21 protein-coding genes are annotated in these 21431 nt (G+C 64.7%); 10 read left to right on the top strand and 11 right to left on the bottom strand.

The genetic code is table 11. The annotated features are described in order from the left end of the window. Positions 1-52 precede the first annotated feature (52 nt). From O9Z70_RS07740 to O9Z70_RS07730, 3 genes are read right to left on the bottom strand one after another with little or no spacing between them, the layout of a single operon-like run. On the bottom strand, positions 53-511 hold the full coding sequence (locus O9Z70_RS07740; RefSeq protein WP_286021889.1) for a RidA family protein: 459 nt from the start codon (positions 509-511) through the stop codon (positions 53-55). After that, positions 508-1842 (bottom strand): DNA polymerase IV, encoded by a 1335-nt coding sequence (locus O9Z70_RS07735; RefSeq protein ID WP_286021888.1) that lies wholly within the window; start codon positions 1840-1842, stop codon positions 508-510. Before O9Z70_RS07735 ends, O9Z70_RS07740 begins: the two co-directional genes overlap by 4 nt. After that, positions 1843-2205, bottom strand: a complete 363-nt coding sequence (locus O9Z70_RS07730; protein WP_286021887.1) for a DUF3572 family protein — start codon at positions 2203-2205, stop codon at positions 1843-1845. It abuts the gene before it with no gap. A 132-nt stretch (positions 2206-2337) separates the two neighbouring features. Between O9Z70_RS07730 and O9Z70_RS07725 the strand changes: the two genes are divergently transcribed. Both O9Z70_RS07725 and O9Z70_RS07720 read left to right on the top strand, forming a co-directional pair. Then, positions 2338-2709, top strand: coding sequence for a response regulator (locus O9Z70_RS07725; RefSeq protein WP_286021886.1), 372 nt, complete (start codon positions 2338-2340; stop codon positions 2707-2709). Positions 2710-2800: 91 nt separating this feature from the next. Next, positions 2801-4171, top strand: a complete 1371-nt coding sequence (locus tag O9Z70_RS07720; RefSeq protein WP_286021885.1) for a PleD family two-component system response regulator — start codon at positions 2801-2803, stop codon at positions 4169-4171. Positions 4172-4872: 701 nt separating this feature from the next. On the opposite strand, the gene rpmG is transcribed toward O9Z70_RS07720, so the two are convergent. Next, positions 4873-5040 carry a 50S ribosomal protein L33 gene (gene rpmG / locus O9Z70_RS07715; protein WP_286021884.1) on the bottom strand — a complete coding sequence of 56 codons (168 nt, stop codon included), beginning with the start codon at positions 5038-5040 and terminating at the stop codon, positions 4873-4875. Between the two features lie 117 nt (positions 5041-5157). Between rpmG and O9Z70_RS07710 the strand changes: the two genes are divergently transcribed. Continuing rightward, entirely contained in the window at positions 5158-5574 is a 417-nt protein-coding gene (locus O9Z70_RS07710) for a hypothetical protein (protein ID WP_286021883.1), read from the top strand. A gap of 54 nt (positions 5575-5628) precedes the next feature. Here O9Z70_RS07710 and O9Z70_RS07705 read toward each other — a convergent pair whose 3' ends face one another. Both O9Z70_RS07705 and rnr read right to left on the bottom strand, forming a co-directional pair. Further along, a complete protein-coding gene (locus O9Z70_RS07705; protein WP_286021882.1) occupies positions 5629-6030 on the bottom strand; it encodes a DUF983 domain-containing protein in 402 nt (133 codons plus the stop codon). After that, positions 6031-8310 (bottom strand): ribonuclease R, encoded by a 2280-nt coding sequence (rnr, locus tag O9Z70_RS07700; RefSeq protein ID WP_286021881.1) that lies wholly within the window; start codon positions 8308-8310, stop codon positions 6031-6033. Positions 8311-8475: 165 nt separating this feature from the next. Between rnr and plsY the strand changes: the two genes are divergently transcribed. Both plsY and dprA read left to right on the top strand, forming a co-directional pair. Next, complete coding sequence (gene plsY, locus O9Z70_RS07695) at positions 8476-9084, top strand: glycerol-3-phosphate 1-O-acyltransferase PlsY (protein WP_286021880.1); 609 nt, start codon at positions 8476-8478, stop codon at positions 9082-9084. Continuing rightward, positions 9084-10211 carry a DNA-processing protein DprA gene (gene dprA, locus O9Z70_RS07690; RefSeq protein WP_502870188.1) on the top strand — a complete coding sequence of 376 codons (1128 nt, stop codon included), beginning with the start codon at positions 9084-9086 and terminating at the stop codon, positions 10209-10211. The genes plsY and dprA overlap by 1 nt, the downstream gene beginning before the upstream one ends. Before the next feature lie 132 nt (positions 10212-10343). Here dprA and murB read toward each other — a convergent pair whose 3' ends face one another. Further along, a complete protein-coding gene (gene murB, locus O9Z70_RS07685) occupies positions 10344-11363 on the bottom strand; it encodes a UDP-N-acetylmuramate dehydrogenase (RefSeq protein ID WP_286021878.1) in 1020 nt (339 codons plus the stop codon). A gap of 198 nt (positions 11364-11561) precedes the next feature. On the opposite strand from murB, the gene topA reads away from it, so the two are divergent. Next, positions 11562-14150 carry a type I DNA topoisomerase gene (gene topA / locus O9Z70_RS07680; RefSeq protein WP_286021877.1) on the top strand — a complete coding sequence of 863 codons (2589 nt, stop codon included), beginning with the start codon at positions 11562-11564 and terminating at the stop codon, positions 14148-14150. Positions 14151-14306: 156 nt separating this feature from the next. Here topA and O9Z70_RS07675 read toward each other — a convergent pair whose 3' ends face one another. The 4 genes from O9Z70_RS07675 to ruvX form a co-directional block, all read right to left on the bottom strand. Continuing rightward, positions 14307-15353 (bottom strand): dipeptidase, encoded by a 1047-nt coding sequence (locus O9Z70_RS07675; protein WP_286021876.1) that lies wholly within the window; start codon positions 15351-15353, stop codon positions 14307-14309. Positions 15354-15438: 85 nt separating this feature from the next. Beyond that, the gene (pyrC, locus tag O9Z70_RS07670; protein WP_286021875.1) at positions 15439-16734 is read right to left on the bottom strand and encodes a dihydroorotase; all 1296 of its coding nucleotides are present in this window, start codon (positions 16732-16734) and stop codon (positions 15439-15441) included. Next, positions 16731-17702, bottom strand: coding sequence for an aspartate carbamoyltransferase catalytic subunit (locus O9Z70_RS07665; protein ID WP_286021874.1), 972 nt, complete (start codon positions 17700-17702; stop codon positions 16731-16733). The genes pyrC and O9Z70_RS07665 overlap by 4 nt, the downstream gene beginning before the upstream one ends. Before the next feature lie 77 nt (positions 17703-17779). Beyond that, the gene (gene ruvX / locus O9Z70_RS07660) at positions 17780-18238 is read right to left on the bottom strand and encodes a Holliday junction resolvase RuvX (RefSeq protein WP_286021873.1); all 459 of its coding nucleotides are present in this window, start codon (positions 18236-18238) and stop codon (positions 17780-17782) included. Between the two features lie 120 nt (positions 18239-18358). On the opposite strand from ruvX, the gene O9Z70_RS07655 reads away from it, so the two are divergent. The 4 genes from O9Z70_RS07655 to gatA all read left to right on the top strand — a co-directional run bounded on the left by O9Z70_RS07655 (position 18359) and on the right by gatA (position 21368). Continuing rightward, positions 18359-18880 carry a DUF2442 domain-containing protein gene (locus O9Z70_RS07655; protein ID WP_286021872.1) on the top strand — a complete coding sequence of 174 codons (522 nt, stop codon included), beginning with the start codon at positions 18359-18361 and terminating at the stop codon, positions 18878-18880. After that, positions 18877-19401 carry a hypothetical protein gene (locus O9Z70_RS07650; protein ID WP_286021871.1) on the top strand — a complete coding sequence of 175 codons (525 nt, stop codon included), beginning with the start codon at positions 18877-18879 and terminating at the stop codon, positions 19399-19401. The genes O9Z70_RS07655 and O9Z70_RS07650 overlap by 4 nt, the downstream gene beginning before the upstream one ends. 83 nt (positions 19402-19484) lie before the next feature. Beyond that, entirely contained in the window at positions 19485-19772 is a 288-nt protein-coding gene (gene gatC, locus O9Z70_RS07645; RefSeq protein ID WP_286021870.1) for an Asp-tRNA(Asn)/Glu-tRNA(Gln) amidotransferase subunit GatC, read from the top strand. A 111-nt stretch (positions 19773-19883) separates the two neighbouring features. Further along, positions 19884-21368 carry an Asp-tRNA(Asn)/Glu-tRNA(Gln) amidotransferase subunit GatA gene (gene gatA / locus O9Z70_RS07640; RefSeq protein ID WP_286021869.1) on the top strand — a complete coding sequence of 495 codons (1485 nt, stop codon included), beginning with the start codon at positions 19884-19886 and terminating at the stop codon, positions 21366-21368. Positions 21369-21431: the final 63 nt, after the last annotated feature.

The raw sequence follows: 21431 nt of genomic DNA, 5'->3' as shown, positions 1-21431 counted from the left end.
GAGGAATGCCGGGCCGATATGGGGGCGCGCGGCCCCCGGTTCAAGCCTGGCCTCAGACCTCGATGACGGCGTCGATTTCGACGGCGGCGCCGAGCGGCAGGGCAACGACGCCGAAGGCGGCGCGGGCATGCTTGCCCTTGTCGCCCAGCACGCCCACCAACAGGTTGGAAGCGCCATTGGCGACCAGGTGCTGCTCGGTGAATTCGGGATCGGACGCCACGAGCACGGTGAGCTTGAGAATCTGCTTGATGTCCTGAAGCGGCACGCCGGCCATGTGAACGACCTGTGCGAGAATGTTGACGGCGCAGAGTTCGGCGGCATTGCCGCCCTGGACCACGTTCATATTGTCGCCAAGCCGGCCCTGGACTACGCCGGACGTGTCGCTGGAAATCTGCCCGGATACATAGATCAGGTTGCCGGAGCGGGTGACGGGCACATAGCTGGCCACCGGGGCCTTGGCGGCCGGGAGTTCGTAGCCATATTCGCGGAGTTTCTGGATAGGATCGGTCATCTGGTGTTGCCTTCGAGGTCTTCTGCTTCTTCTTCTGACATTGGAGCCGGCGGCGCGCCGGATCGATTCTTGTAGAGCTTGCCGCGCACCAGGGCGGTCTGCCCGAAACGGTTGCGGACGATGTCCATGGCCCGCTCCGCCGCCGCCTTGCGCGCCACCAGCGGCTCCAGCAGATCGGTGGGATCGGAGCCGTCCGCCGCCTCGATGCCCGAAACGCCGATGCCGATCAACCGGAACGGGGTGCCGTCGGCTTCGCGCTGCAACAGACTCATGCCCGTTTCATAAAGCACATTGGCAAGCTGTGTCGGCATCATCAGGTGTCGGGCCCGGCTACGCAACCGAAATCCGGCGGTCTTGAGTTTCAGGGTCACTGTGTCGCCGACGACATTCCTGGATTTGAGGCGCTCGGACAGCCGCTCGCTGCATTTGAGCAATTCGGTGGACAGCTCGTCCAGCGTCGCCAGATCGCGGTTGAAGGTGGTTTCGGAGGAAATGGTCTTCATCTCGCCGTCGATGGAGACGCGACGGCTGTCATCGCCCTGGGCGAGGCGGGCCAGGCGGGCGCCCGATTCGCCATAAAGGCGCATAAGGCGGGACGGGTCCTCCCGCTGGAGCTGGCCGATGGTGTAATAGCCGTCCTTCTTGAGGGTCTCGTAGAAGACCTTGCCGACGCCGAAAATGAGGCTGATCGGCTGCGGCGCCAGGAAATCCAGGGTTTCCGCCTTGCCGATGACGGCGAAGCCGCGCGGTTTGTCGAGATCGGAGCCGACCTTGGCGAGAAACTTGTTGTGGCTGAGCCCCACCGAGATGGTGACGCCGATCTCCTGCTCGATGGTGCGGGCGAAGCGCGCCAGGGTCAGGGCAGGGGGCGCCTTGTGGACGCGCTCGGTGCCGGTGAGGTCGAGAAAGGCCTCGTCGATGGAAATGGGCTCCACCAGCGGGGTCAGCGCTTCCATGTGCTGCCTTATCCGGCGGCTGACCTCGACATATTTGGCCATGTCCGGCTTGATGATCACCGCATCGGGGCAGAGGTCGCGGGCCTTGAACATCGGCATGGCCGAGCGCACCCCGGACTGACGGGCAATGTAGCAGCAGGTGGAGACGACGCCGCGCACCCCGCCGCCGATGATCAGCGGCTTGTCGCGCAGGCTGGGATCGTCGCGCTTTTCCACCGAGGCGTAGAAGGCGTCGCAATCGACATGGGCGATGGAGAGGGCGAAAAGCTCGTCATGGCTCCGCAGGCGCGGCGAACCGCAAGCCGGGCAGCGGTCAGGCACCATGGCGCCGGCCCCGCTTTCAAGGCAATCGCGGCAGAGCCAGTCCTGGGCCATTCACTCTCCTCCGTTGAGCCTGTGCCAGACGCGCATGAAGGATTCGGGCGAAAAGCCCGCATTGGCGCAGAGGGCGAGCAGAATCGCTTCATTTGCGGCAAAATAGTCGATGAGGCCATGTTGCAACCGCAATGTGCCGACCGAAGCGCGCAGGTTCTGGGGATCGAAACCGGCATGCTGCATGAAGGCCAGAAGCTCCTCGGGATTGTCCGCGAGATAGCCAAGGCAGGCATCGGCAAGGGCGGAAACGTCCGGCGCGGCGCGGTCGGAAACGGGCAAGGCAGGCCTCATTGGATGTTTTGTAACGGTTTCAATGCTAGCTGAATTGGCGGACGATGCGAAGGATCGCAGTGGTGCCAACATAGCACCGAGTCGTTGCCGCGAAAGCGGCAAGTCCGTTGCGGAGAATGAAGGAAACGGAGGTTCCCGCTGTCGCGGGAACGGTCCGTGGCGGGCTGGATGCCCAGGGCGCATGCAGCGTCCAAGCGAGGAAAAATGCCCAAGACTGTGATGATCGTCGAAGACAACGAGCTCAATATGAAGCTCTTCAACGACCTGCTGGAATCACGCGGCTATGACATCATCCAGACCCGCAACGGCATGGAAGCGCTCGATCTGGCGCGCGCCCATATGCCGGACCTGATCCTGATGGATATCCAATTGCCCGAAGTCTCCGGCCTGGTGGTGACCAAATGGCTCAAGGATGACGAGCAACTGGCCCATATCCCGGTCATCGCCGTCACCGCCTTTGCCATGAAGGGCGACGAGGAGCGGATTTTGCAGGGCGGCTGCGAGGGCTATATATCCAAGCCCATCTCGGTGTCTCACTTTCTGGAAACCATTGCCCATTACATTGGTCCGGCCTGAATGACGCCATCGCGGAGCGCGATGGCTTTCGGGCGGGCTCGACGCCGGCAAGAGCGTGCCGGCGGGCCGGTGTTTTTCCCGGGGTAGCGGTGTGACTGCGCGCGTTCTGATCGTCGATGATATTCCAACGAATGTTCGTCTGCTGGAGGCGCGCCTTACCGCCGAATATTACGAGGTTGTGAGCGCCTGCTCCGGTGCGGAGGCGCTGGCCATCTGCCAGGAGCGGGAGATCGACATCGTCCTGCTCGACGTGATGATGCCGGAAATGGACGGCTTCGAGGTATGCCGCCGCCTGAAGGCCGATCCCAGGACCCACCATGTTCCGGTCTTGATGATCACCGCGCTCGACCAGCCTTCGGACCGGGTGCAGGGGCTGGATGCCGGCGCCGACGATTTCCTGACCAAGCCGGTGGACGACACCCAGCTGATGGCGCGGGTGAAAAGCCTGGTGCGGCTGAAATCGCTGACCGACGAATTGCGCGCCCGGGCCCTGACCGGCCAGCAGATCGCCGTCGAGGACGCCTTGCGGGCGATGGATTCGATTTCCGCCAGCGACGGTTCGATCCTGATCATCGACAGCGACGCGCGCCATGCCGAGCGCATCAAGAATTATCTGACGCCGGAACATCGGGTCGATATCCTGACCCAGCCGGCCGATGCGGTGTTCCAGGTGACGGGGGCGCAATACGACCTGGCGCTGGTCAGCATGAGCCTGGACGATTTCGACCCGCTGCGCGTCTGCTCGCAGGTGCGCACCGTCGAGCATACCCGCAACCTGCCGATCATCCTGATGGCCGATCCGGCCGACAAGCCGCTTGTGGTCAGGGCGCTCGACCTGGGAATCAATGATTTCATCCACCGCCCGGTGGAGCGCAACGAATTGCTGGCGCGGGTGCGCACGCAAATCCGCCGCCATCGCTACGCATTGGAACTGCGCCAAAGTGTCAGCAACACCATGGCCCTGGCGGTCACGGACGAACTGACCGGGCTCTACAACCGGCGCTATTTCGACCGCCATCTCAATGTGATGCTGGGCAAGGCGCTGGAGCAGGAGCGCGACCTGGCGCTGATGATCCTCGATATCGATTACTTCAAGGCGGTCAACGACGCGCATGGCCACGATGTCGGCGATCGCGTCTTGCGCGAATTTTCGGCGCGGCTGCGGCGCAATATCAGGGGCGTCGACCTGGCCTGCCGCTTCGGCGGCGAGGAATTCGTGGTGCTGATGCCCGATACTGACACGGTACAGGCCGAGGCCGTCGCCGAGCGGGTGCGCCAGTCCATCGCCGAAAAGCCCTTCGCGGTCGGTACGGCGCGGCCGCTGGTGGTGACGGTATCGGTGGGGGTGTCGCTGAACGAACATCTGGCCGATACGCCCGAAGGCATGATCAAGCGCGCCGATGTGGCGCTATATCGGGCCAAGCGCGAGGGGCGGAACCGCGTCATCTTCGACGCGGCCTGATCCGGCGCTCGGGCGGCGGGCATGGGGCAAGAATCCGGCGGGCGGGCTTGCACCGCCCAATAGGTCAAATGCCGCCCATTAGGGTTATCTGTTATAATTAACAAACACTTGTCGCGGCGAAGCGACTGGAAACGCTTGGTTTTTAGCCGGCCTGGGCATAGGTTTCCGAATGACGGCCTAAGGGTATTCCCCGATAGGCCCCCCGATCCCTACGGCCATTTCTCAGGTCCGCCGCAACTCCTGAGTCCCCGTAGGGCGGCTGGTCCGGCAGCGGACAGAGTGGCCTCTTCGACATGCCGCGCCGGACCAGCCCACCTTTTTCTTATCCCTTCGCCTATTCCTCACCCTCGCGCTTGACGCCAGGGGTTGCCGGCGCCGCAAGTGCCCTCGCGTCAAGCGCGAGGGTGACGAGCGGTGGGATGGCGGCAGGGTGACGAGCGGTGGGTTGGTGGGCAGCGTGATGAGCGTGGGAGGGGGGCGGCAGGGTGATGAGCGTGGGGTGGCGGGGCAGGGTGATGAGTAGTGGGGTAATCCACCGGGTCATTCCCGCGAAAGCGGGAATCTCTGTTTTGTTTGCGGCACCGTAACGGAGGTCCCCGCCTTCGCGGGGATGACAGATCGAACGCGGGAAGGACCGATCGGAAAAACAAAACCCCGCAATCGCTTGCGGGGTTTTGTTCATTCGACATTGGAAGGCAAGATTACTTGATCTTGGCTTCCTTGAACTCGACATGCTTGCGCACGACCGGGTCGTATTTGCGGAAGGCCAGCTTATCGGTCTGGGTACGGGCGTTTTTCTTCGTCACGTAGTAGAAGCCGGTATCGGCCGTCGAGACGAGCTTGATCTTGATGGTGGCGGCCTTGGCCATGATAGTGGTCCTTCAAAGAGCGAAAGGCGCCGCAGACGGGGCGGCGCTGAATTTGCGCGCAACCTACGGATTTGCGGCCCGTTGTCAAGTCGATAGCAGGGCGAGATGGAGACCGGAATGAGCGCGCCGACCGAATTGTTGCACAAATTGCAAATCCGCTCCGGCAGCAAGCTGTGGCTGATCAATGTGCCGCAGCGTATCGCCGAGGAATTGACCGCCGGCGCCGAGGTCGAGCCGGTCCATGAAAAAGACCCATATGAGGGAGCGCTGGCCTTTTTCGACTCGCCGGCCGAGGTGGCGGCGCTGGTGCCGCGCATCCTGGCGGAAATGCCGCCCGACGGGCTGTTCTGGGTCGGCTATCGCAAAGGCGAAGCGGGTCGGGTGGCGGGACTGAGCCGCGATAGCGGATGGGAGGCGCTGGCGGCAGCGGGATGGCGGCCGGTGCGCCAGGTCGCCATCGACGCTGAATGGTCGGGATTGCGGTTCCGGCCCAGGGAGATGGTCAAGGCCAGGGAGGGAAGCCGCTTCGGGTGAGGTTCACCGGCTGCCCTCGAATCGAGCATAGCTCTCGTAGTCTTGGACCTCGGATCAATCCGCCACCCGGGACGGTCCGAATCCATACATGCGATTGGCCCATTGCAGGCCGACAATGGAGCCCTTGATGGGCGGCAGCATGATCAGCGGGAGGATGATGGCCAGCGGGATCATGGTGATCAGATAGGTAAGCGGCTCGACCCGATAGGTCATGTCCATATGCAGCATCAGGAAGATGATGATGTGGCCGACGATGGTGATGGCGATATAGGGCGGGAAGTCGTCGGCGCGATGATGGTTGAGTTCTTCGCCGCAGACGCCGCACTGGTCGGCGACCTTGAGATAGGAGCGGAACATCTTGCCCTGGCCGCAATGGGGGCAGCGGCAGAGCGTGCCGCGCCACATGCCGCGTCCGAGACTGCGCTCGTCGTGCGTATTCGTCTGTTCGATCATCATTTATCGCTTTCCCCGGCCCTTGGAGCCAAGGCTCCTGAATGATGGCTTTCGCGGACGGCGACCAGATGGCGGATTGCCGCGCCTGCCTTCGGACAGGAGCTCGAACAGCAAGGCGCCGGCGATTGGCGCGGCCTCCAGCAGGCGCACCTCGACGCGGTCGCCCAGGGTGAAGGTTTCCCCGCTGCGTTCGCCGATCATGGCCTGGCGTTCCTCGACATAGCGGTAATAGTCCTGGCCGAGCGTCGAGGCGGGAATGAAGCCATCGGCTCCGGTTTCGCTGAGGCGGATGAAGAGGCCGGAGCGGGTGACCCCAGAAATGCGCCCGTCGAAGCGGGCCCCGATGCGGTCGGCGAGATATTGGGCCAGCAGCCGATCCGAGGTTTCGCGTTCGGCCAGCATGGCGCGGCGCTCGGTGGCCGAAATATGCTGGGCGATGCCGGGCAGCTTGGCCGCTTCCTCATCGGTGAGCCCATCCTTGCCCAGATCGAGGGCCCTGATCAGGGCGCGATGGGCGATGAGGTCGGCATAGCGGCGGATGGGCGAGGTGAAATGGGCGTAGCGGTCGAGATTGAGGCCGAAATGGCCGTAATTCTCGGCGGCATATTCGGCCTGCGCCTGGCTGCGCAGCACCATTTCGCTGACCTGCTCGATATTGCCGGCCTTGCGGGCCTGGCCGAGAATGCCGTTGAAATCGGCGGCACGGACGGAATCGGACTTTTTCACCGCGATATCTAGACTGCCGAGAAAGTCGCGCAGCGCCTGGAGCTTTTCCGCCGAAGGCTCGTCGTGAACGCGGTAGAGCAATTCGCTTTGCTTCCGCTCCAAAGTCTCCGCGGCCGCGACATTGGCGGCGATCATCATTTCCTCGATCAGGCGATGGGCGTCGAGCCGTTCGGGAATGCGGATGTCGCGCACCATGCCCTGATCGTCGAGCAGGATTTTCCGTTCGGGCAGATCGAGATCGAGCGGGGCGCGCTGGTCGCGGGCCTTGCCCATGGCCCGATAGGCGGCCCAGAGCGGCTTGAGGATCGGTTCGAGCAGCGGACCGGCCTGGTCGTCGGGATGGCCGTCAATGGCGGCCTGGGCCTGCTGATAGGACAATTTGGCCGCCGAGCGCATGAGGATGCGGTGGAAGGAATGGCTGCGCTTGCGGCCATCGGCGCCGAATACCATGCGGGCGGCCAAAGCCGGGCGGGCCTCGCCCTGTTTCAGCGAGCAGAGATCGTTAGAGATGCGTTCGGGCAGCATGGGCACGACGCGATCGGGGAAATAGACCGAATTGCCGCGCAGATAGGCTTCGCGGTCGAGCGCCGTGCCGGGGCGCACATAGGCGGCGACGTCGGCAATGGCGACGGTGACGACATGGCCGCCGGGATTGTTCTCGTCCTCGTCCTCTGCCGCATGCACGGCGTCGTCGTGGTCCTTGGCGTCGGCGGGGTCGATGGTGATCAGCGGCAGGTCGCGCCAGTCCTCGCGGCCCTTGAGACTGGCTTCCGGCGCCGCGTCGGCTTCGCGGATGACGCTGGCCGGGAAAATATGCGGGATTTCGAGATTGTGGATGGCGATGAGGGAAACCGCGCCTTCCGATTTCGGATTGCCGATGACGGCGGTGACGCGGGCGCGGGGAATCATCAGCCGGCCGGAAAGCCTGACCTCGACCTCGACCAGGTCGCCATCCTCTGCGGCGCCGAGATCGCCCAGCGGAATGCGCATTTCCTTCTGCTTGCGGTCGACCGGAAGCAGGCGCGCGCCTTCATTATCCATGCGGACGATGCCGATATGGGCGCGGCGCGGCTTGTCCAGCACCTTCATCGGCCGGGCGGAATAGTCCGGCACAATATCGTCGCCGGCATCGATGCGCGCCAGGATGCGGTCGCCGGGCGCGGGCACGACGCGGGATTTCGCATCGACCAGCACACGGATGCGCGGCATTTCGCCTTCTTCCGGATTCCATTGCGCCGGGAAGGCGTGCAGATCGTCCGGATCGGCATCGGCGGGAATGTCGAGCACGGTGACGGCGGGCAGGGCGGCGGTGCGGCGCAGCGTCTTGCGGGTACGGGTGATGACGCCTTCGGCTTCGAGTTCGGCCAGCATGGCCTTGAACGGCCGGCGCAGGTCGCCGCGAATGCCGAAGACTTTCGCCAGGTCGCGCTTGCCCTTGATGTCGTCCTGCTGCGCCAGGGCTTCGAGCAGCTGTTCGCGGCTCGGCAGGTCACCGGCAGCGGGCAGGCGCGGGCGTCTGGGGCCGGATGATTTTTTTGTTTTTGGTGTTTTGGCCATGAGCGGGGGCTTAGGGGAATTGACCTTTATGTAGGTGATCGTCGGCGCTTTGCCAAATTTCGTTTTCGCGGGAATTGACACGGCCCCGGGGGCAAAAGCGCCTGCCCCCTTGTGAGCGGACCGCCCAAGAGGCTAAATCTGCTGCAAAAGGGAGACGCCGTTTTCATGGCCGCCGACATTCTACCGCTGATCTATGCCGCCGCGCTGGGCTATCTGGCCGGGTCGATCCCCTTCGGATTGCTGCTGACCCGGGCGGCCGGGCTGGGCGATATCCGCACTATCGGCTCGGGCAATATCGGCGCCACCAATGTGCTGCGCACCGGCGATAGGCGGCTGGCGGCGGCGACCCTGGTGCTCGACGCGCTCAAGGCCGTGGTGCCTATCCTGATCGCGCGGCATTTCTGGGGCGAGGACGCGGCGCGGGTGGCGGCTTTGGGAGCTTTCCTCGGGCATTGCTTTCCGGCCTGGCTCGGCTTCAAGGGCGGCAAGGGCGTGGCGGTGATGATCGGTTCGCTGCTGGCGCTGAACTGGCCGGTGGGACTGATCTTCTGCGCCGTGTGGCTGCTGATCGCCCTGGCCCGCAAGATCTCGTCGCTGGCGGCGCTGACGGCGGCGGCCACGGCCCCGATCTTCGCCTATGTGCTGGGCAGCGAGCGGCTGGCCCTCGTGGTGCTGGCGCTGGCCCTGCTGCTGTTCTTCCAGCACCGGGACAATATCGGCCGGTTGCTCAGGGGAACCGAGTCCAGGATCGACGGCGGCAAGAAGGCCGGCTGATCTTGGCGGGGCGGGGGCATACGACACTCACGCCCGCCCAACGCATCGCCTGGCTGCGGCTGGTCCGCACCGACAATATTGGCCCGGTCACCTTCCGCCAATTGCTCAATCGCTTCGGCTCGGCCGAGGCGGCCATTGCCGCTCTGCCGGACCTGAGCAAGCGGGCAGGGCGACGGCTGGAGGTCATCGGCCAGAGCCGGGCCGAAGACGAGATCGCCGGGCTGTCGCGTTATGGCGCCCGGCTGGTGGCGCAGGGAGAGCCGGATTATCCGCGCCATCTCAATTACATTGCCGGGGCGCCGCCACTGCTGACCATGGCGGGCGGCGACAAGCTCGACTGGCAGCGCAGCGTGGGCATTGTCGGCGCCCGCAATGCCTCGGCCGCCGGGTTGAAGATGACGCGGCTGCTGGCGGGAGAATTGGGCGGGCAGGGCTATTGCGTGGTCTCGGGGCTGGCGCGCGGCATCGACAGCGCCGCCCATCGCGCCGCGCTCGACACCGGCACGATGGCGGTTCTGGCCGGCGGCTTCGACTGCATCTATCCGCAGGAAAACATTCCGCTGGCTCATGACATTCTCGATCATGGCGGAGCATTGCTGACCGAAATGCCGCTGGGCTGGGAGCCGCGGGCCCGCGACTTTCCGAGGCGTAACCGGCTGGTTTCCGGTCTGTCGTTGGGCGTGGTAGTGGTCGAGGCGGCGAAACGCTCCGGCTCGCTGATCACGGCGCGGCTGGCGCTTGAGCAGAATCGCGAGGTCTTCGCCGTGCCGGGCTCGCCGCTGGACCCGCGCGCCGAGGGCGGCAATGCGCTGATCCAGCAGGGGGCGCGGCTGGTGACCAATGCGCAGGATATCATCGAAGGGCTCGGCAATGCCGATCCAGCGCGGACGGCGCTGTTCGATCCCGAATGGCAGCCCGAGGGTGAATGCGTCGGCATGGCGCCGCCGGCGGAAAGCGAGCGGCTGCGATTGCTGGAGGCGCTGTCCACCACGCCGGTCGAGGTCGATGAACTGATCACCCAAACCGGGATTGCGCCCCACGCCATGCAGGTGCTGCTGCTGGAACTGGACCTGGCGGGACAGGTGGAATGGTCGAGCGGGCAATTGGTGGGGTTAAGGCATAGATAGAGGTGGTCTCCCCCTCACCTGTCTCGGCCTGCGGCCGATCCACCCTCTCCCCGAGGGGGAGGAATAAGGCGCGGCGCTGCCTATTCTTCTCGCTCTCGGGGAGAAGGTGTCGCGTAGCGCCGGATGGGGGGCTTAGAGGAAAATCGGCTCTTCGTGCAATTGCACGCCGAACCGCTGCTGCACCGTGGCTTTCACATGCGCGGACAAAGCGGCGACATCGCCCTGTTCGGCGCCGCCGTGATTGACCACGACCAGGGCGTGGCGATCCGACATGCCGACCGGGCCCAGGCGAAAACCCTTGAGGCCGGATTTTTCGATGAGCCAGCCGGCGGAGAGTTTCAGGCGGCCATCGGCCTGGGGGAAATTGGGGGCGCTGGGGAATTCGGCGAGGATCGGGGCGGCCTGGGCGGGCGGGACGATGGGGTTCTGGAAGAAGGAGCCGGCATTGGGATTGACCCGCCAATCGGGCAATTTGGCGCCGCGCAGCGCCAGAACCCGCGCCATGACCTGTTCGGGCGTCAGCGCGCCGCTATCGGCCAGATCGGCAAGGCCGGCGAAATTGAGATTGGGCGTCCAGTGCGCCGGCAGGAGCAGGCGGATGGAGAGGACGATATAGCGGTCCGGCTGGCGCTTGAAGATGCTGTCGCGATAGGCGAAGGCGCAATCGGCGCGGGAGAAGTCGCGCCGCTGCCCGGTATGGCGGTCATAGGCGCGGAGCGAGACGAAGTGATCGGCCAGTTCGGCGCCATAGGCCCCGATATTCTGCACCGGCGCCGCGCCCACCGTGCCGGGAATGCCGGCCAGGTTCTCGATGCCGCCCAGGCCCTGCCCGACGGTCCAGGCGACGAAATCGTGCCAGGTTTCGCCGGCCTGGGCTTCGACCAGGATGCCGGCGGCGTTTTGCTCGATGATATTGCGGCCGGCGAGCGCCATGATCGCGGTGATGCCGTCATAGGCCGGCGCGAGCACGACATTGCTGCCGCCGCCAAGAATGCGTACCGGCAGGGACAGGTCGGCGGCGCTGGCAAAAAGCTCCGGCAGCCATGCCGCATCGGTAATGCCGAGGCCGAAGCGCGAGCGGGCCTTGAGGGCAAGACTATTGCGGGCCGAAAGATCGAAATCGGGGGTCAGTCTGGCTTGGAAATCGGTCATATCGCTTTATTCGTCATCCCCGGATAGTCCGTTCAGGCGCGGCCGGTTCGCCTTAGCATGGATTGCCCGGATAAACCGGGCAATGACGATAGGCGAGGAATTTCTGGCTGCCACCGTAAAAACCCGCCCCGTTGACACCGGCAATCGCCTTCACCATGTTGCGCGCTCTTCGAATGCAGTTGCGGAACGGATCCCCTAATGAAGGTCGTCGTCGTTGAAAGTCCGGCCAAGGCCAAGACAATCAACAAGTATCTGGGCAAGGATTATGAAGTTCTCGCCAGCTTCGGCCATGTCCGCGATTTGCCGGCCAAGGACGGATCGGTGCGTCCCGATGAAGACTTCGCCATGTCCTGGGAAGTCGACACCGCCTCCAAAAAGCGCATTGCCGACATTGCCGGCGCGCTCAAGGGCGCCGATGGCCTGATCCTCGCCACCGACCCGGATCGCGAAGGCGAGGCGATTTCCTGGCATATCCTGGACGTGCTGCGGGCCAGGAAGGCGCTGAAGAAGGACGTGCCGGTGCAGCGGGTGGTGTTCAACGCCATCACCAAGGACGCGGTGCTGGCGGCCATGGCCAAGCCGCGCGATATCGACATGCCGCTGGTCGACGCCTATCTGGCGCGCCGGGCGCTCGATTATCTGGTGGGCTTCACCCTGTCGCCGATCCTGTGGCGCAAGCTGCCGGGCTCGCGCTCGGCGGGGCGGGTGCAATCGGTGGCCTTGCGGCTGGTTTCCGACCGTGAATCGGAGATCGAGAAATTCAAGGCGGACGAATATTGGTCGGTCGAGGCCAAGCTGGAGCAGGGCGGCAAGAGCTTCCTGGCACGGCTCTTTGCCGTCGACGGCAAGAAGACCGACAAGCTCGACATCAAGAATGGCGAGGATGCCGGCGCGCTCAAGGCGCTGATCGAAAGCGGCCAGTTCAATGTGGCCAATGTCGAAAAGAAGCCGACCAAGCGCCACCCCTATGCGCCGTTCACCACCTCGTCGCTGCAACAGGATGCCTCGTCGCGCCTGGGCCTGTCGCCCAGCCGGACCATGCAGATCGCCCAGCGGCTCTATGAGGACGGGCTGATCACTTATATGCGAACCGATGCCGTGCAGATGGCGCCGGAGGGCATCGCCATGGCGCGCTCGGTGATCGGAAAATATTTCGGCGAGCAATATCTGCCGGAAAAAGCCCGCATCTACCAGTCCAAGGCCAAAAATGCGCAGGAAGCGCACGAGGCCATCCGCCCCACCGACATGTTCAAGCGGCCCGAAAGCCTCAATCTCGATGCCGATCAGGCCAAGCTCTATGGGCTGATCTGGAAGCGTACGCTGGCCAGCCAGATGGCTTCCGCCGCCATCGACCGCACCAGCGTCGATGTCGCGGTCAATGTGCCGGGCCGCGCGGTCTCGCTGCGGGCCACCGGCTCGGTGGTGACCTTTCCCGGCTTCCTGACGCTATATGGCGTCGAGGCCAAGGGCGATGGCGACGAGGACGACGTGGACGGCCGCGAATTGCCGCCGCTGCAGGTGGGCGACAAGCCGAATCTCGAACAGGTCGAGATCGCCCAGCATTTCACCCAGCCGCCGGCGCGCTATACGGAAGCCAGCCTGATCAAGAAGATGGAAGAGCTGGGCATTGGCCGGCCGTCCACCTATGCGGCGACGTTGACCACGCTCAAGGACCGCGACTATGTCCGGCTCGAGGGCAAGGCGCTGCATCCGGAGGATCGCGGCCGCATCGTCACCGCCTTTCTCGAAAGTTTCTTCTCGCGCTATGTCGAATATGGCTTCACGGCGGGGCTGGAAGAGCAGCTCGACGAGATTTCCGCCGGCCAGCTCGATTACAAGCAGGTGCTGCGCGATTTCTGGCGCGATTTCACCGCCGCCACCGAGGAAATCAAGGATTTGCGCGTCTCCGAAGTGCTCGACGCGCTCAACGACCTGCTCGCGGATCACATCTTCCCGCCCCGGGAAGACGGGTCCGATCCGCGCCGCTGCCCCACCTGCGGCACCGGCACGCTGTCGCTGAAGCTGGGCAAGTTCGGCGCCTTTATCGGCTGCTCGAACTATCCCGAATGCAAGCATACGATGCAGCTTTCCGATGCGGCCAGCGGCCAGTCCTCGGAAGCCGCCGCCGGCGACGGCGTGCTCGGCACCGACCCGGAATCGGGTGAGGACGTGTTCCTCAAGACGGGCCGTTTCGGGCCCTATGTGCAGCTCGGCGAGGGCAAGGAGCCCAAGCGAAGCTCGCTGCCCAAAGGCTGGGAACCGGCCAGCCTGACGCTGGACAAGGCGCTGCAATTGCTGTCGCTGCCGCGCGAAGTGGGGCTGCATCCGGAAAGCGGGCTGCCGATTTCGGCGGGCCTCGGGCGCTATGGGCCCTTCCTGCTGCATGACGGCAAATATGCCAATCTGCCGGATGTTGAAGAAGTGTTCACGGTCGGGCTCAACCGCGCCGTTGATCTGATCGCGCAAAAGGCCGCCAGCGGCGGACGCGGCGGGCGCGGGGCGGCTGTCGCCGCGATCCAGACCTTCGAGCACGATGACGGCCCGATCACGGTGCGCGCCGGCCGCTACGGACCCTATGTCAATCAGGGCAAGATCAACGCCACCCTGCCCAAGGACCTCAAGCCCGAAGAGGTGACGCTGGACCAGGCCGTGGCCCTGATCGCCGCAAAGGCCGAAGCCGGCGGCGGCAAGAAGAAAGCACCGGCGCGAAAGGCCGCCGCCAAGAAACCGGCCGCGAAAAAGGCTCCGGCGAAGAAGGCTCCGGCGAAGAAGGCCAAGGCGGAATAGGCCGAAAAAACCGACGCGCCTTATTCCCACCGCTCGTCACCCTCGCGCTCGACGCGAGGGCTCTTGCGATGTCGGTAACGCCCTCGCGTCAAGCGCGAGGGTGACGATTTGGGGAAAGGGGACGAATTGGAGAAGGGCCGGCGGCGGTGCCGCGCCTTACCCGATCACCCGTTCCACCAGGTCCAGCCAGTTATCCAGCGCGATCTTGCGGACCAGCTTGTCGCCATAGCCCTTGTCGAGCAGGGCCTGGAGCAGTTTGGGAACGCCGGTGACGTCGGCGATGGCGTTGGGGATCATGGCGCCGTCGAAGTCGCTGCCCAGGGCCACGCCGTCCTCGCCGAGGGCTTCGACCAGGGCGTCGACATGGCGCACCATCAGTTCGATGGAGGTATTGGGGTCGAATTTTCCGTCTTCGCGCAGGAAGCCGGTGGCGAAGTTGAGGCCGACGACGCCGCCGCTTTCGCGGATGGCGGCCAATTGCCAGTCGACGAGGTTGCGGGTGCCGGGGCTGATGGCGTGGACATTGGAATGGGTGGCCACCAGCGGCTTGCTCGATATGGCGGCGACGTCGCGGAAGCCGGCGGCGTTGAGATGCGACAGGTCGATCATCACCCCGCGCTGGTCGCAGAGGCGAACCAGGGCCTTGCCGGCCTCGGTGAGGCCCGGACCGATATCGGGATCGGCATTATGGCGGAAGGGGACGCCGGTGCCGAAGGCATTGGCGCGGCTCCAGGTGATGCCGATGGAGCGCAGGCCCGCCGCGTAAAGCACTTCGAAGGCGTGGAAATCTTCGTCGAGGGCTTCGGCGCCTTCGATGTGGAAGATCGCCGCCAAGCGGTTCGCCGCGATGGCGGCGCGGATTTCGGCGGCTGAGCGGCAGATATCGAGGGCGCCGGCGCGCTGCAATTGCAGCAGCAGCGCGGCCATAGCGTTGGTGGAGTTCTGCGCATCGGTAAGCGCCAGCAGCGGCGGCAATTCGCCTTTGCCAGTGCCGGGACTGGCGGCGACGCTGGCCAGATCGCTCTTCACCGGTGGCGGGAACATGGCGAAGAAGCCGCCCACCATGCCGGCGCTCCTGGCGCGCGGCAGGTCGAGATGGCCTTCCCTCGTGCCTTCGACAAAGGCGTCGATCCGGGTATCGCGCGGCTTTTCCAGCAGGCGCAGCAGGGTGTCGTTATGGCCGTCGAAAAACGGAATGGTCATGAAAAGCCCTTGAGTCGAAAGCGACAGCCTAGCCGGAAGCGGGGCGGGGTTCGAGGGTGAGGTGACGGAGGGGCGCCATCGTCCGCTAAACCTCTTCGTGCCCGAACATTGTCTTGCCGCCGACAATGGTGCGCATGACCTTGCCTTGCAGGCGGGCATTTTCAAAACTGGTATTGCGCGACTTGGAGCGCAGTTCGCGCTCTCGCACCTGCCAGGGATGATCGAGGTCGAAGACGATGAGATCGGCCGGCGCGCCGCGGGCGATGCGGCCGGCTTCGAGGCCGAGGATTTCCGCCGGCCGGATGGTCATGGCCCGGAGCACGGTCAGCAGGTCCACTTCGCCGGAATGGACCAGGCGCAGGGCGGCGGCGAGCAGGGTTTCGAGGCCGATGGCGCCATCGGAGGCCTCGGCGAAGGGCTGGCGCTTGACCTCGCTGTCCTGCGGATCGTGGTCGGAATGGATGGTGTCGATGGCGCCGGAGCGCAGGCCCTCGATCATCGCCTGGCGGTCGTCCTCGCTGCGCAGTGGCGGGTTGAGCTTGAAATAGGTGCGATAGCGGCCGATGTCGTTTTCGTTGAGGCAGAGATTGTTGATCGACACGCCTGCGGTAACCCTGGAATTACCGGTTTTGGCGGCCTGCACCAGCGCCACCGATGCTGCCGTGGAAATCTGGGCGGCGTGGTAGCGGACCTGGGTGAGGGCGGCCAATTGCAGGTCGCGCGCCAGGGGAATGGTCTCGGCCTCGCGCGGAATGCCGCGCAAGCCGAGGATCGTGGCGAAAAAGCCTTCATTCATCACCCCGTCGCCCACCAGTTCCGCATCGGCGAGGTGGTGAACGAAAGCCATGTCGAAATTGGCGGCATAGGACATGGCGCTGCGCAGCAGGGCGCTCGACTGGATGGAGGAAGCGCCATCGGTCAGGCAGACGGCGCCGGCTTCCTTGAGCAGGCCGAATTCGGTGATTTCCTGACCGCCGAGCCCCTTGGTGATGGCGGCGGCGGGCAGAATGCGGGCCGGAGACTGGGCTTCGGCGCGGCGAATGAGGAAATCCACCAGCGCGCCATCGTCCACTACCGGCATGGTATCGGGCATCATCACGAAGGAGGTGACGCCGCCGGCCACCGCCGCCGCGCCGGCCGAGGCCAGGGTCTCGCGATATTCCTTGCCCGGCTCGCCGACAAAGACGCGCATGTCGATAAGGCCGGGCGCCAGCACCAGGCCTTGGGCGTCGATGACTTCGGCGCCATCGGGCACGCCGACCGGCCCGCCCAGGGCCAGGTCGATGATGCGGCCGTCCTCGACCAGCACCGCGCCTCCGTGATCGGTGTTGGAAGCCGGATCGACGATGCGGGCATTTTCAATGAGCAGGGGCCGGGTCATGCTTCGTTCCTCGGCGGCAGCAGGGCATCGAGCACCGCCATGCGCACCGCCACGCCCATCTCGACCTGATCGTTGATGACGCTGCGCTCGCTGTCGGCAATGGCGGGATCGATCTCGACGCCGCGATTCATCGGGCCGGGATGCATGACGATGGCGTCGGGTTTGGCCAGGGCGAGCTTGGCGGCGTCGAGCCCGTAAAAGCGGTAATATTCGCGCACGGAAGGGATCATCTTGCCATTGGCGCGCTCGTGCTGGAGGCGCAGCATCATCACCACGTCGACGCCCTTGAGGCCCTCCTCCATGTCGGTGAAGACCTCGGTGGCGAAGTTCTCGATGCCGGCGGGGAGCAGGGTGCGCGGAGCGATGACGCGGGTGCGCACATTGAGCGCGCCGAGCAGCAGCAGGTTCGAGCGGGCGACGCGGGAATTGGCGATATCGCCGCAAATGGCGATCGTGAGCCCGGCAAGCGTACCCTTGTGGTTACGGATGGTCAGCGCGTCGAGCAGCGCCTGAGTGGGGTGTTCATGGGCGCCGTCGCCGGCATTGATGACGGAACAGCCGACCTTTTGCGCCAGCAGCTCGACCGCGCCGGCCGCCGAATGGCGCACCACCAGCACGTCGGGGCGCATGGCGTTGAGCGTGGCGGCGGTGTCGACCAGCGTTTCGCCCTTGGAGACGGAGGAGGTCTTCACCGACATATTGACCACCAGCGCCCCGAGCCGCTTGCCGGCGATCTCGAAGGACGACTGGGTGCGGGTGGAAGGCTCGAAGAACAGATTGATCTGCGTCTTGCCCGACAGCGTGGCGAGGGATTTGCGCTCCTGGCGCGACACATCGATCATCCGCTCGGCGCGATCCAGCAGATCGACGATTTCGTGCTGCTGCAGATCGGCAATGGAAATGAGGTGGCGTTGTCGGAACGGGGGGAAGTCGCCGGCTTGCCCGGCGCGTGAACTCTGCTGCGGCATGTCGCATCCCTTGCGATTTGCTGCGGTCTATCCGAGCGGGGACGGCATCGGCAAGACCTTATGCGGATTTGTCGCACTTATCCCCGGCGCAGCCGGTCCAGGGCTCCTTGCAGGATGTAGCTGGCAGCGAGCTTGTCGACGATCTCGGCCCGGCGGTCGCGGCGCAGATCAGCGTCGATCATCATGCGGGTGACCGCGGAAGTGGAGAGGCGCTCGTCCCAGAAGGCGATGGGCAGGTCGATTTTCGCCGCGAGGTTACGGGCGAAGGCCCGGGTGGATTGCACCCGCGGCCCCTCGCTGCCATCCATATTGAGCGGCAGGCCGAGAATGATGGCGACGGCCTGGTTTTCGCCGATCAGCGCCAGGATGCGCTCGGCATCCTGGGTGAATTTCGTGCGCTTGATGGTTTCGAGCGGCGTCGCCGAATAGCGCATGCCATCCGAAATGGCGACGCCAATGGTCTTGGTGCCGAGGTCGAGGCCGAGAATCTTGCCGGAAGGCGGAATGGCGGCGAGGGGGTTGTCGGTGTCGGTCACGAGTGGCCTTGCCTTGTCAAACGGAACCAGAAGTGCTCGTTCGTAACCATAGATGCGGCGTCACGACCAGAATAATATTGCTCTTGTCAAATTAGTGCATATTACGCACTCTTTTGAAGAGTGACCGGGCCCGATGGCTTAGGAGCCAGATCGAAGGTGAGTGAAACCGACAGAATAGAGGATGACGACTTCGTCGAGGTTGGCGCGCCGATGCCGGTCATTCGCAGTGCCGAGGCGGTTGGGGGCTTTGTGCTGCGCATTGAATGGGTCGATGGACGGCAGGAGGACATCGATGTGGGGCCGGCTATCTTGAGCCATCGTGCTTTCGTGGCGCTGCGCAACGATCCGGCTGCGTTCGCCGCCTTCACGGTGTGGGATCGCGGAGATTGTCTGGTCTGGCCGGATGGCCAAGAGCTTTCCGCCGTTTGGATCGAGGAGCTTGCGCCCGGGAAATTGGACAATGCGGAATTCCGCGAGGCCATGGCGCAATTGCGGCTGAGCCTTGATGGGATGGCGGCCCGTTTAGGCATTGCCCGCCGGCTGGTGGCTGATTACCGCAAGGATCGGCCGATTCCAAAGACCGTGGCCCTGGCGACGCGCTATCTGCTTGAGCATCAGCAAAGGACCCATTCGGCCTCATGAAACTCACCTGGTTCGGCGCATCCACGTTTCGTATTCACATCGGCGGGCAGGTCGTGGTTATCGATGCCGAGATGGTCGCGGGGGGGATCGAGCCGGCGGAACTAGTGAGTGGCGCGGATCAGGTCATTGGTCCGGGTGACCGGCATGAGCCCGCCGATGGCGCGAGCTGGAAGCCGCGGGCGCGCGAGCGATTGCTGGATGCGGGCGACAATGTGCGGCCGGTCCGGGTCTGGTCTTTGGGCGCGGGCGCGCTGCTGCTCGACGGCGACGAGGACATGCCCTTGCTTGTGCTGAGCGGCGACGTGCCGGGACTGGGGCGCTGGGCGGAACGGGCCGTGATCGTGCTGGCGGGGCAGGGGCTGGCGCGGCGGGGCCGGGCGCTGGTCGAGGCGGCGATGCCCCGGCTTGTGGCGCTGGCGGGGAGTGACGCGGAACTGGATGAAGCCTTCGCCGCCTTGCCCGCCGTGCTGGAAGGCGCCGGCCTGATCGCGCTCGAACCGGGTCTTGCGGTGGAAGTCTGAGCAGCGCCTCGGCATTTTCATTGTCTTTTGCCCCGGCGCATTGCTAATAACGCGCCGACACGCATTATCTGCTGGAGTTTGCCATGTCTGTCGACGCCGCCACCGTCAAGCGCATCGCGCGTCTCGCGCGCATTCGCATCGAGGAAGACGAGGTTGCCGGCTACCAGGATGAGCTCAATGCCATTCTGGGTTTCGTCGAGCAATTGGCCGAGGTCGATGTCGAGGGCGTCGAGCCCATGACCTCGGTGACGCCGATGATCCTGCGCCGCCGCGAAGACGTGGTGAGCGATGGCGGCTATGCCGACAAGATCGTCAGCAACGCGCCGCTGACCGAGGACAATTTCTTCATGGTGCCGAAAGTGGTCGAGTAAATGGCATTGTCGATCGCCGGCGGCAAAGGCCGGCTGCATTTGAATTGACGCTATCGGCTCCGGCAGAGGCAGCCTGACCGCCGCCCGCCGGGATGAATGAGAGACATTATCTTGACTGATCTGACCAAGCTGAGCCTCGCCGCCGCCCGCAAGGGCCTCCAGGACAAGAGCTTTACCGCGCTTGAGTTGACCGATGCCTATATCGGCGCCATCGAGCAGGCCAATCCCAAGCTCAACGCCTATATCGTGACGACGCCGGAGCAGGCGCGCGACATGGCCCGGGCCAGCGACGGGAAGCTGGCGCAGGGCGAAGGCGGCGCGCTCGAAGGCATTCCGCTGGGCGTCAAGGACCTGTTCGGCACCAAGGGCGTGCACACGCAGGCCGCCAGCCACATTCTCGATGGCTTCAAGCCGGAATACGAATCCACCGTCACCGCCAATCTGTGGCGCGACGGCGCCGTCATGCTGGGCAAGCTCAATATGGACGAATTCGCCATGGGCTCGTCCAATGAAAGCTCTTATTACGGTCCGGCCCTCAATCCGTTCCGCGCCGCGGGCAGCGATGCCGATCTGGTGCCGGGCGGCTCGTCCGGCGGTTCGGCGGCGGCCGTGGCCGCCGGCCTCTGCGCCGGGGCCACCGCCACCGATACCGGCGGCTCGATCCGTCAGCCCGCCGCCTTCACCGGCACGGTGGGCATGAAGCCGACCTATGGCCGTTGTTCGCGCTGGGGCATCATCGCCTATGCTTCATCTCTTGATCAGGCCGGGCCGCTGGCCCGCACGGTCGAGGATGCGGCGATCCTGATGACCTCGATGGCCGGGTTCGACGCCAAGGATTCCACCAGCGCCGATCTGCCCGTTCCCGATTTTGCCGCTGCCGTGGAGCGGGGCGTCAAGGGCCTGGTGATCGGCGTGCCCAGGGAATACCGCATGGACGGCATGCCGGGCGAGATCGAAAAATTGTGGAGCGAAGGGCTGGAATGGCTCAAGGCCGAGGGCGCCACGGTCAAGGATATTTCGCTGCCGCATACCAAATATGCCCTGCCGGCCTATTATGTGGTGTCGCCGGCCGAAGCCTCGTCCAATCTCGCCCGCTATGACGGGGTGAAATACGGGCTGCGCGTCAGCGGCAAGGACATTACCGGCATGTACGAGCTGACCCGGGCCGCCGGGTTCGGGCGCGAAGTGAAGCGCCGGGTCATGATCGGCACCTATGTGCTGTCGGCCGGCTATTACGACGCCTATTACGTCAAGGCGCAGAAGGTGCGGACGCTGATCAAGAAGGATTTCGAGGACGCCTTCCATGGCGGCGTCGACGCCATCCTGACCCCGGCCACGCCCTCGGCGGCATTCGGCATCGGCGATGCGGCCCTGGCCGCCGATCCGGTGGCGATGTATCTCAACGACATCTTCACGGTGACGGTGAACATGGCCGGCCTGCCGGGCATCGCCGTTCCGGCCGGCAAGGATGGCAAGGGGCTGCCGCTCGGTCTCCAGCTCATCGGCAAGCCGTTCGACGAGGAAACCCTGTTCGCGGCGGCGCGGGTCATCGAGAAAAGCGCCGGCGGCGACTTCGCCCCCAAGCCCTGGTGGTAATTGTGTTTCAGGGGTGGTGCTTGATTGCGCCGCCGATCCGGCCTATTTGCCGCCCATGCACAA

Origin of the sequence: Devosia sp. YIM 151766 (genome assembly GCF_030285925.1) — a bacterium.
Lineage (GTDB): Bacteria > Pseudomonadota > Alphaproteobacteria > Rhizobiales > Devosiaceae > Devosia.
The sequence above is the reverse complement of the archived record's forward strand: the minus strand, read 5'-3'. Positions and strand labels throughout refer to the sequence as shown.

Coding starts and splice junctions, on each gene's coding strand:
- O9Z70_RS07740 (WP_286021889.1), bottom strand. CDS start 511: ATGACCGATCCTATCCAGAAACTCCGCGAATATGGCTACGAACTCCCG.
- O9Z70_RS07735 (WP_286021888.1), bottom strand. CDS start 1,842: ATGGCCCAGGACTGGCTCTGCCGCGATTGCCTTGAAAGCGGGGCCGGC.
- O9Z70_RS07730 (WP_286021887.1), bottom strand. CDS start 2,205: ATGTTGGCACCACTGCGATCCTTCGCATCGTCCGCCAATTCAGCTAGC.
- O9Z70_RS07725 (WP_286021886.1), top strand. CDS start 2,338: ATGCCCAAGACTGTGATGATCGTCGAAGACAACGAGCTCAATATGAAG.
- rpmG (WP_286021884.1), bottom strand. CDS start 5,040: ATGGCCAAGGCCGCCACCATCAAGATCAAGCTCGTCTCGACGGCCGAT.
- O9Z70_RS07710 (WP_286021883.1), top strand. CDS start 5,158: ATGAGCGCGCCGACCGAATTGTTGCACAAATTGCAAATCCGCTCCGGC.
- O9Z70_RS07705 (WP_286021882.1), bottom strand. CDS start 6,030: ATGATGATCGAACAGACGAATACGCACGACGAGCGCAGTCTCGGACGC.
- rnr (WP_286021881.1), bottom strand. CDS start 8,310: ATGGCCAAAACACCAAAAACAAAAAAATCATCCGGCCCCAGACGCCCG.
- plsY (WP_286021880.1), top strand. CDS start 8,476: ATGGCCGCCGACATTCTACCGCTGATCTATGCCGCCGCGCTGGGCTAT.
- murB (WP_286021878.1), bottom strand. CDS start 11,363: ATGACCGATTTCCAAGCCAGACTGACCCCCGATTTCGATCTTTCGGCC.
- topA (WP_286021877.1), top strand. CDS start 11,562: ATGAAGGTCGTCGTCGTTGAAAGTCCGGCCAAGGCCAAGACAATCAAC.
- O9Z70_RS07675 (WP_286021876.1), bottom strand. CDS start 15,353: ATGACCATTCCGTTTTTCGACGGCCATAACGACACCCTGCTGCGCCTG.
- pyrC (WP_286021875.1), bottom strand. CDS start 16,734: ATGACCCGGCCCCTGCTCATTGAAAATGCCCGCATCGTCGATCCGGCT.
- O9Z70_RS07665 (WP_286021874.1), bottom strand. CDS start 17,702: ATGCCGCAGCAGAGTTCACGCGCCGGGCAAGCCGGCGACTTCCCCCCG.
- O9Z70_RS07650 (WP_286021871.1), top strand. CDS start 18,877: ATGAAACTCACCTGGTTCGGCGCATCCACGTTTCGTATTCACATCGGC.
- gatC (WP_286021870.1), top strand. CDS start 19,485: ATGTCTGTCGACGCCGCCACCGTCAAGCGCATCGCGCGTCTCGCGCGC.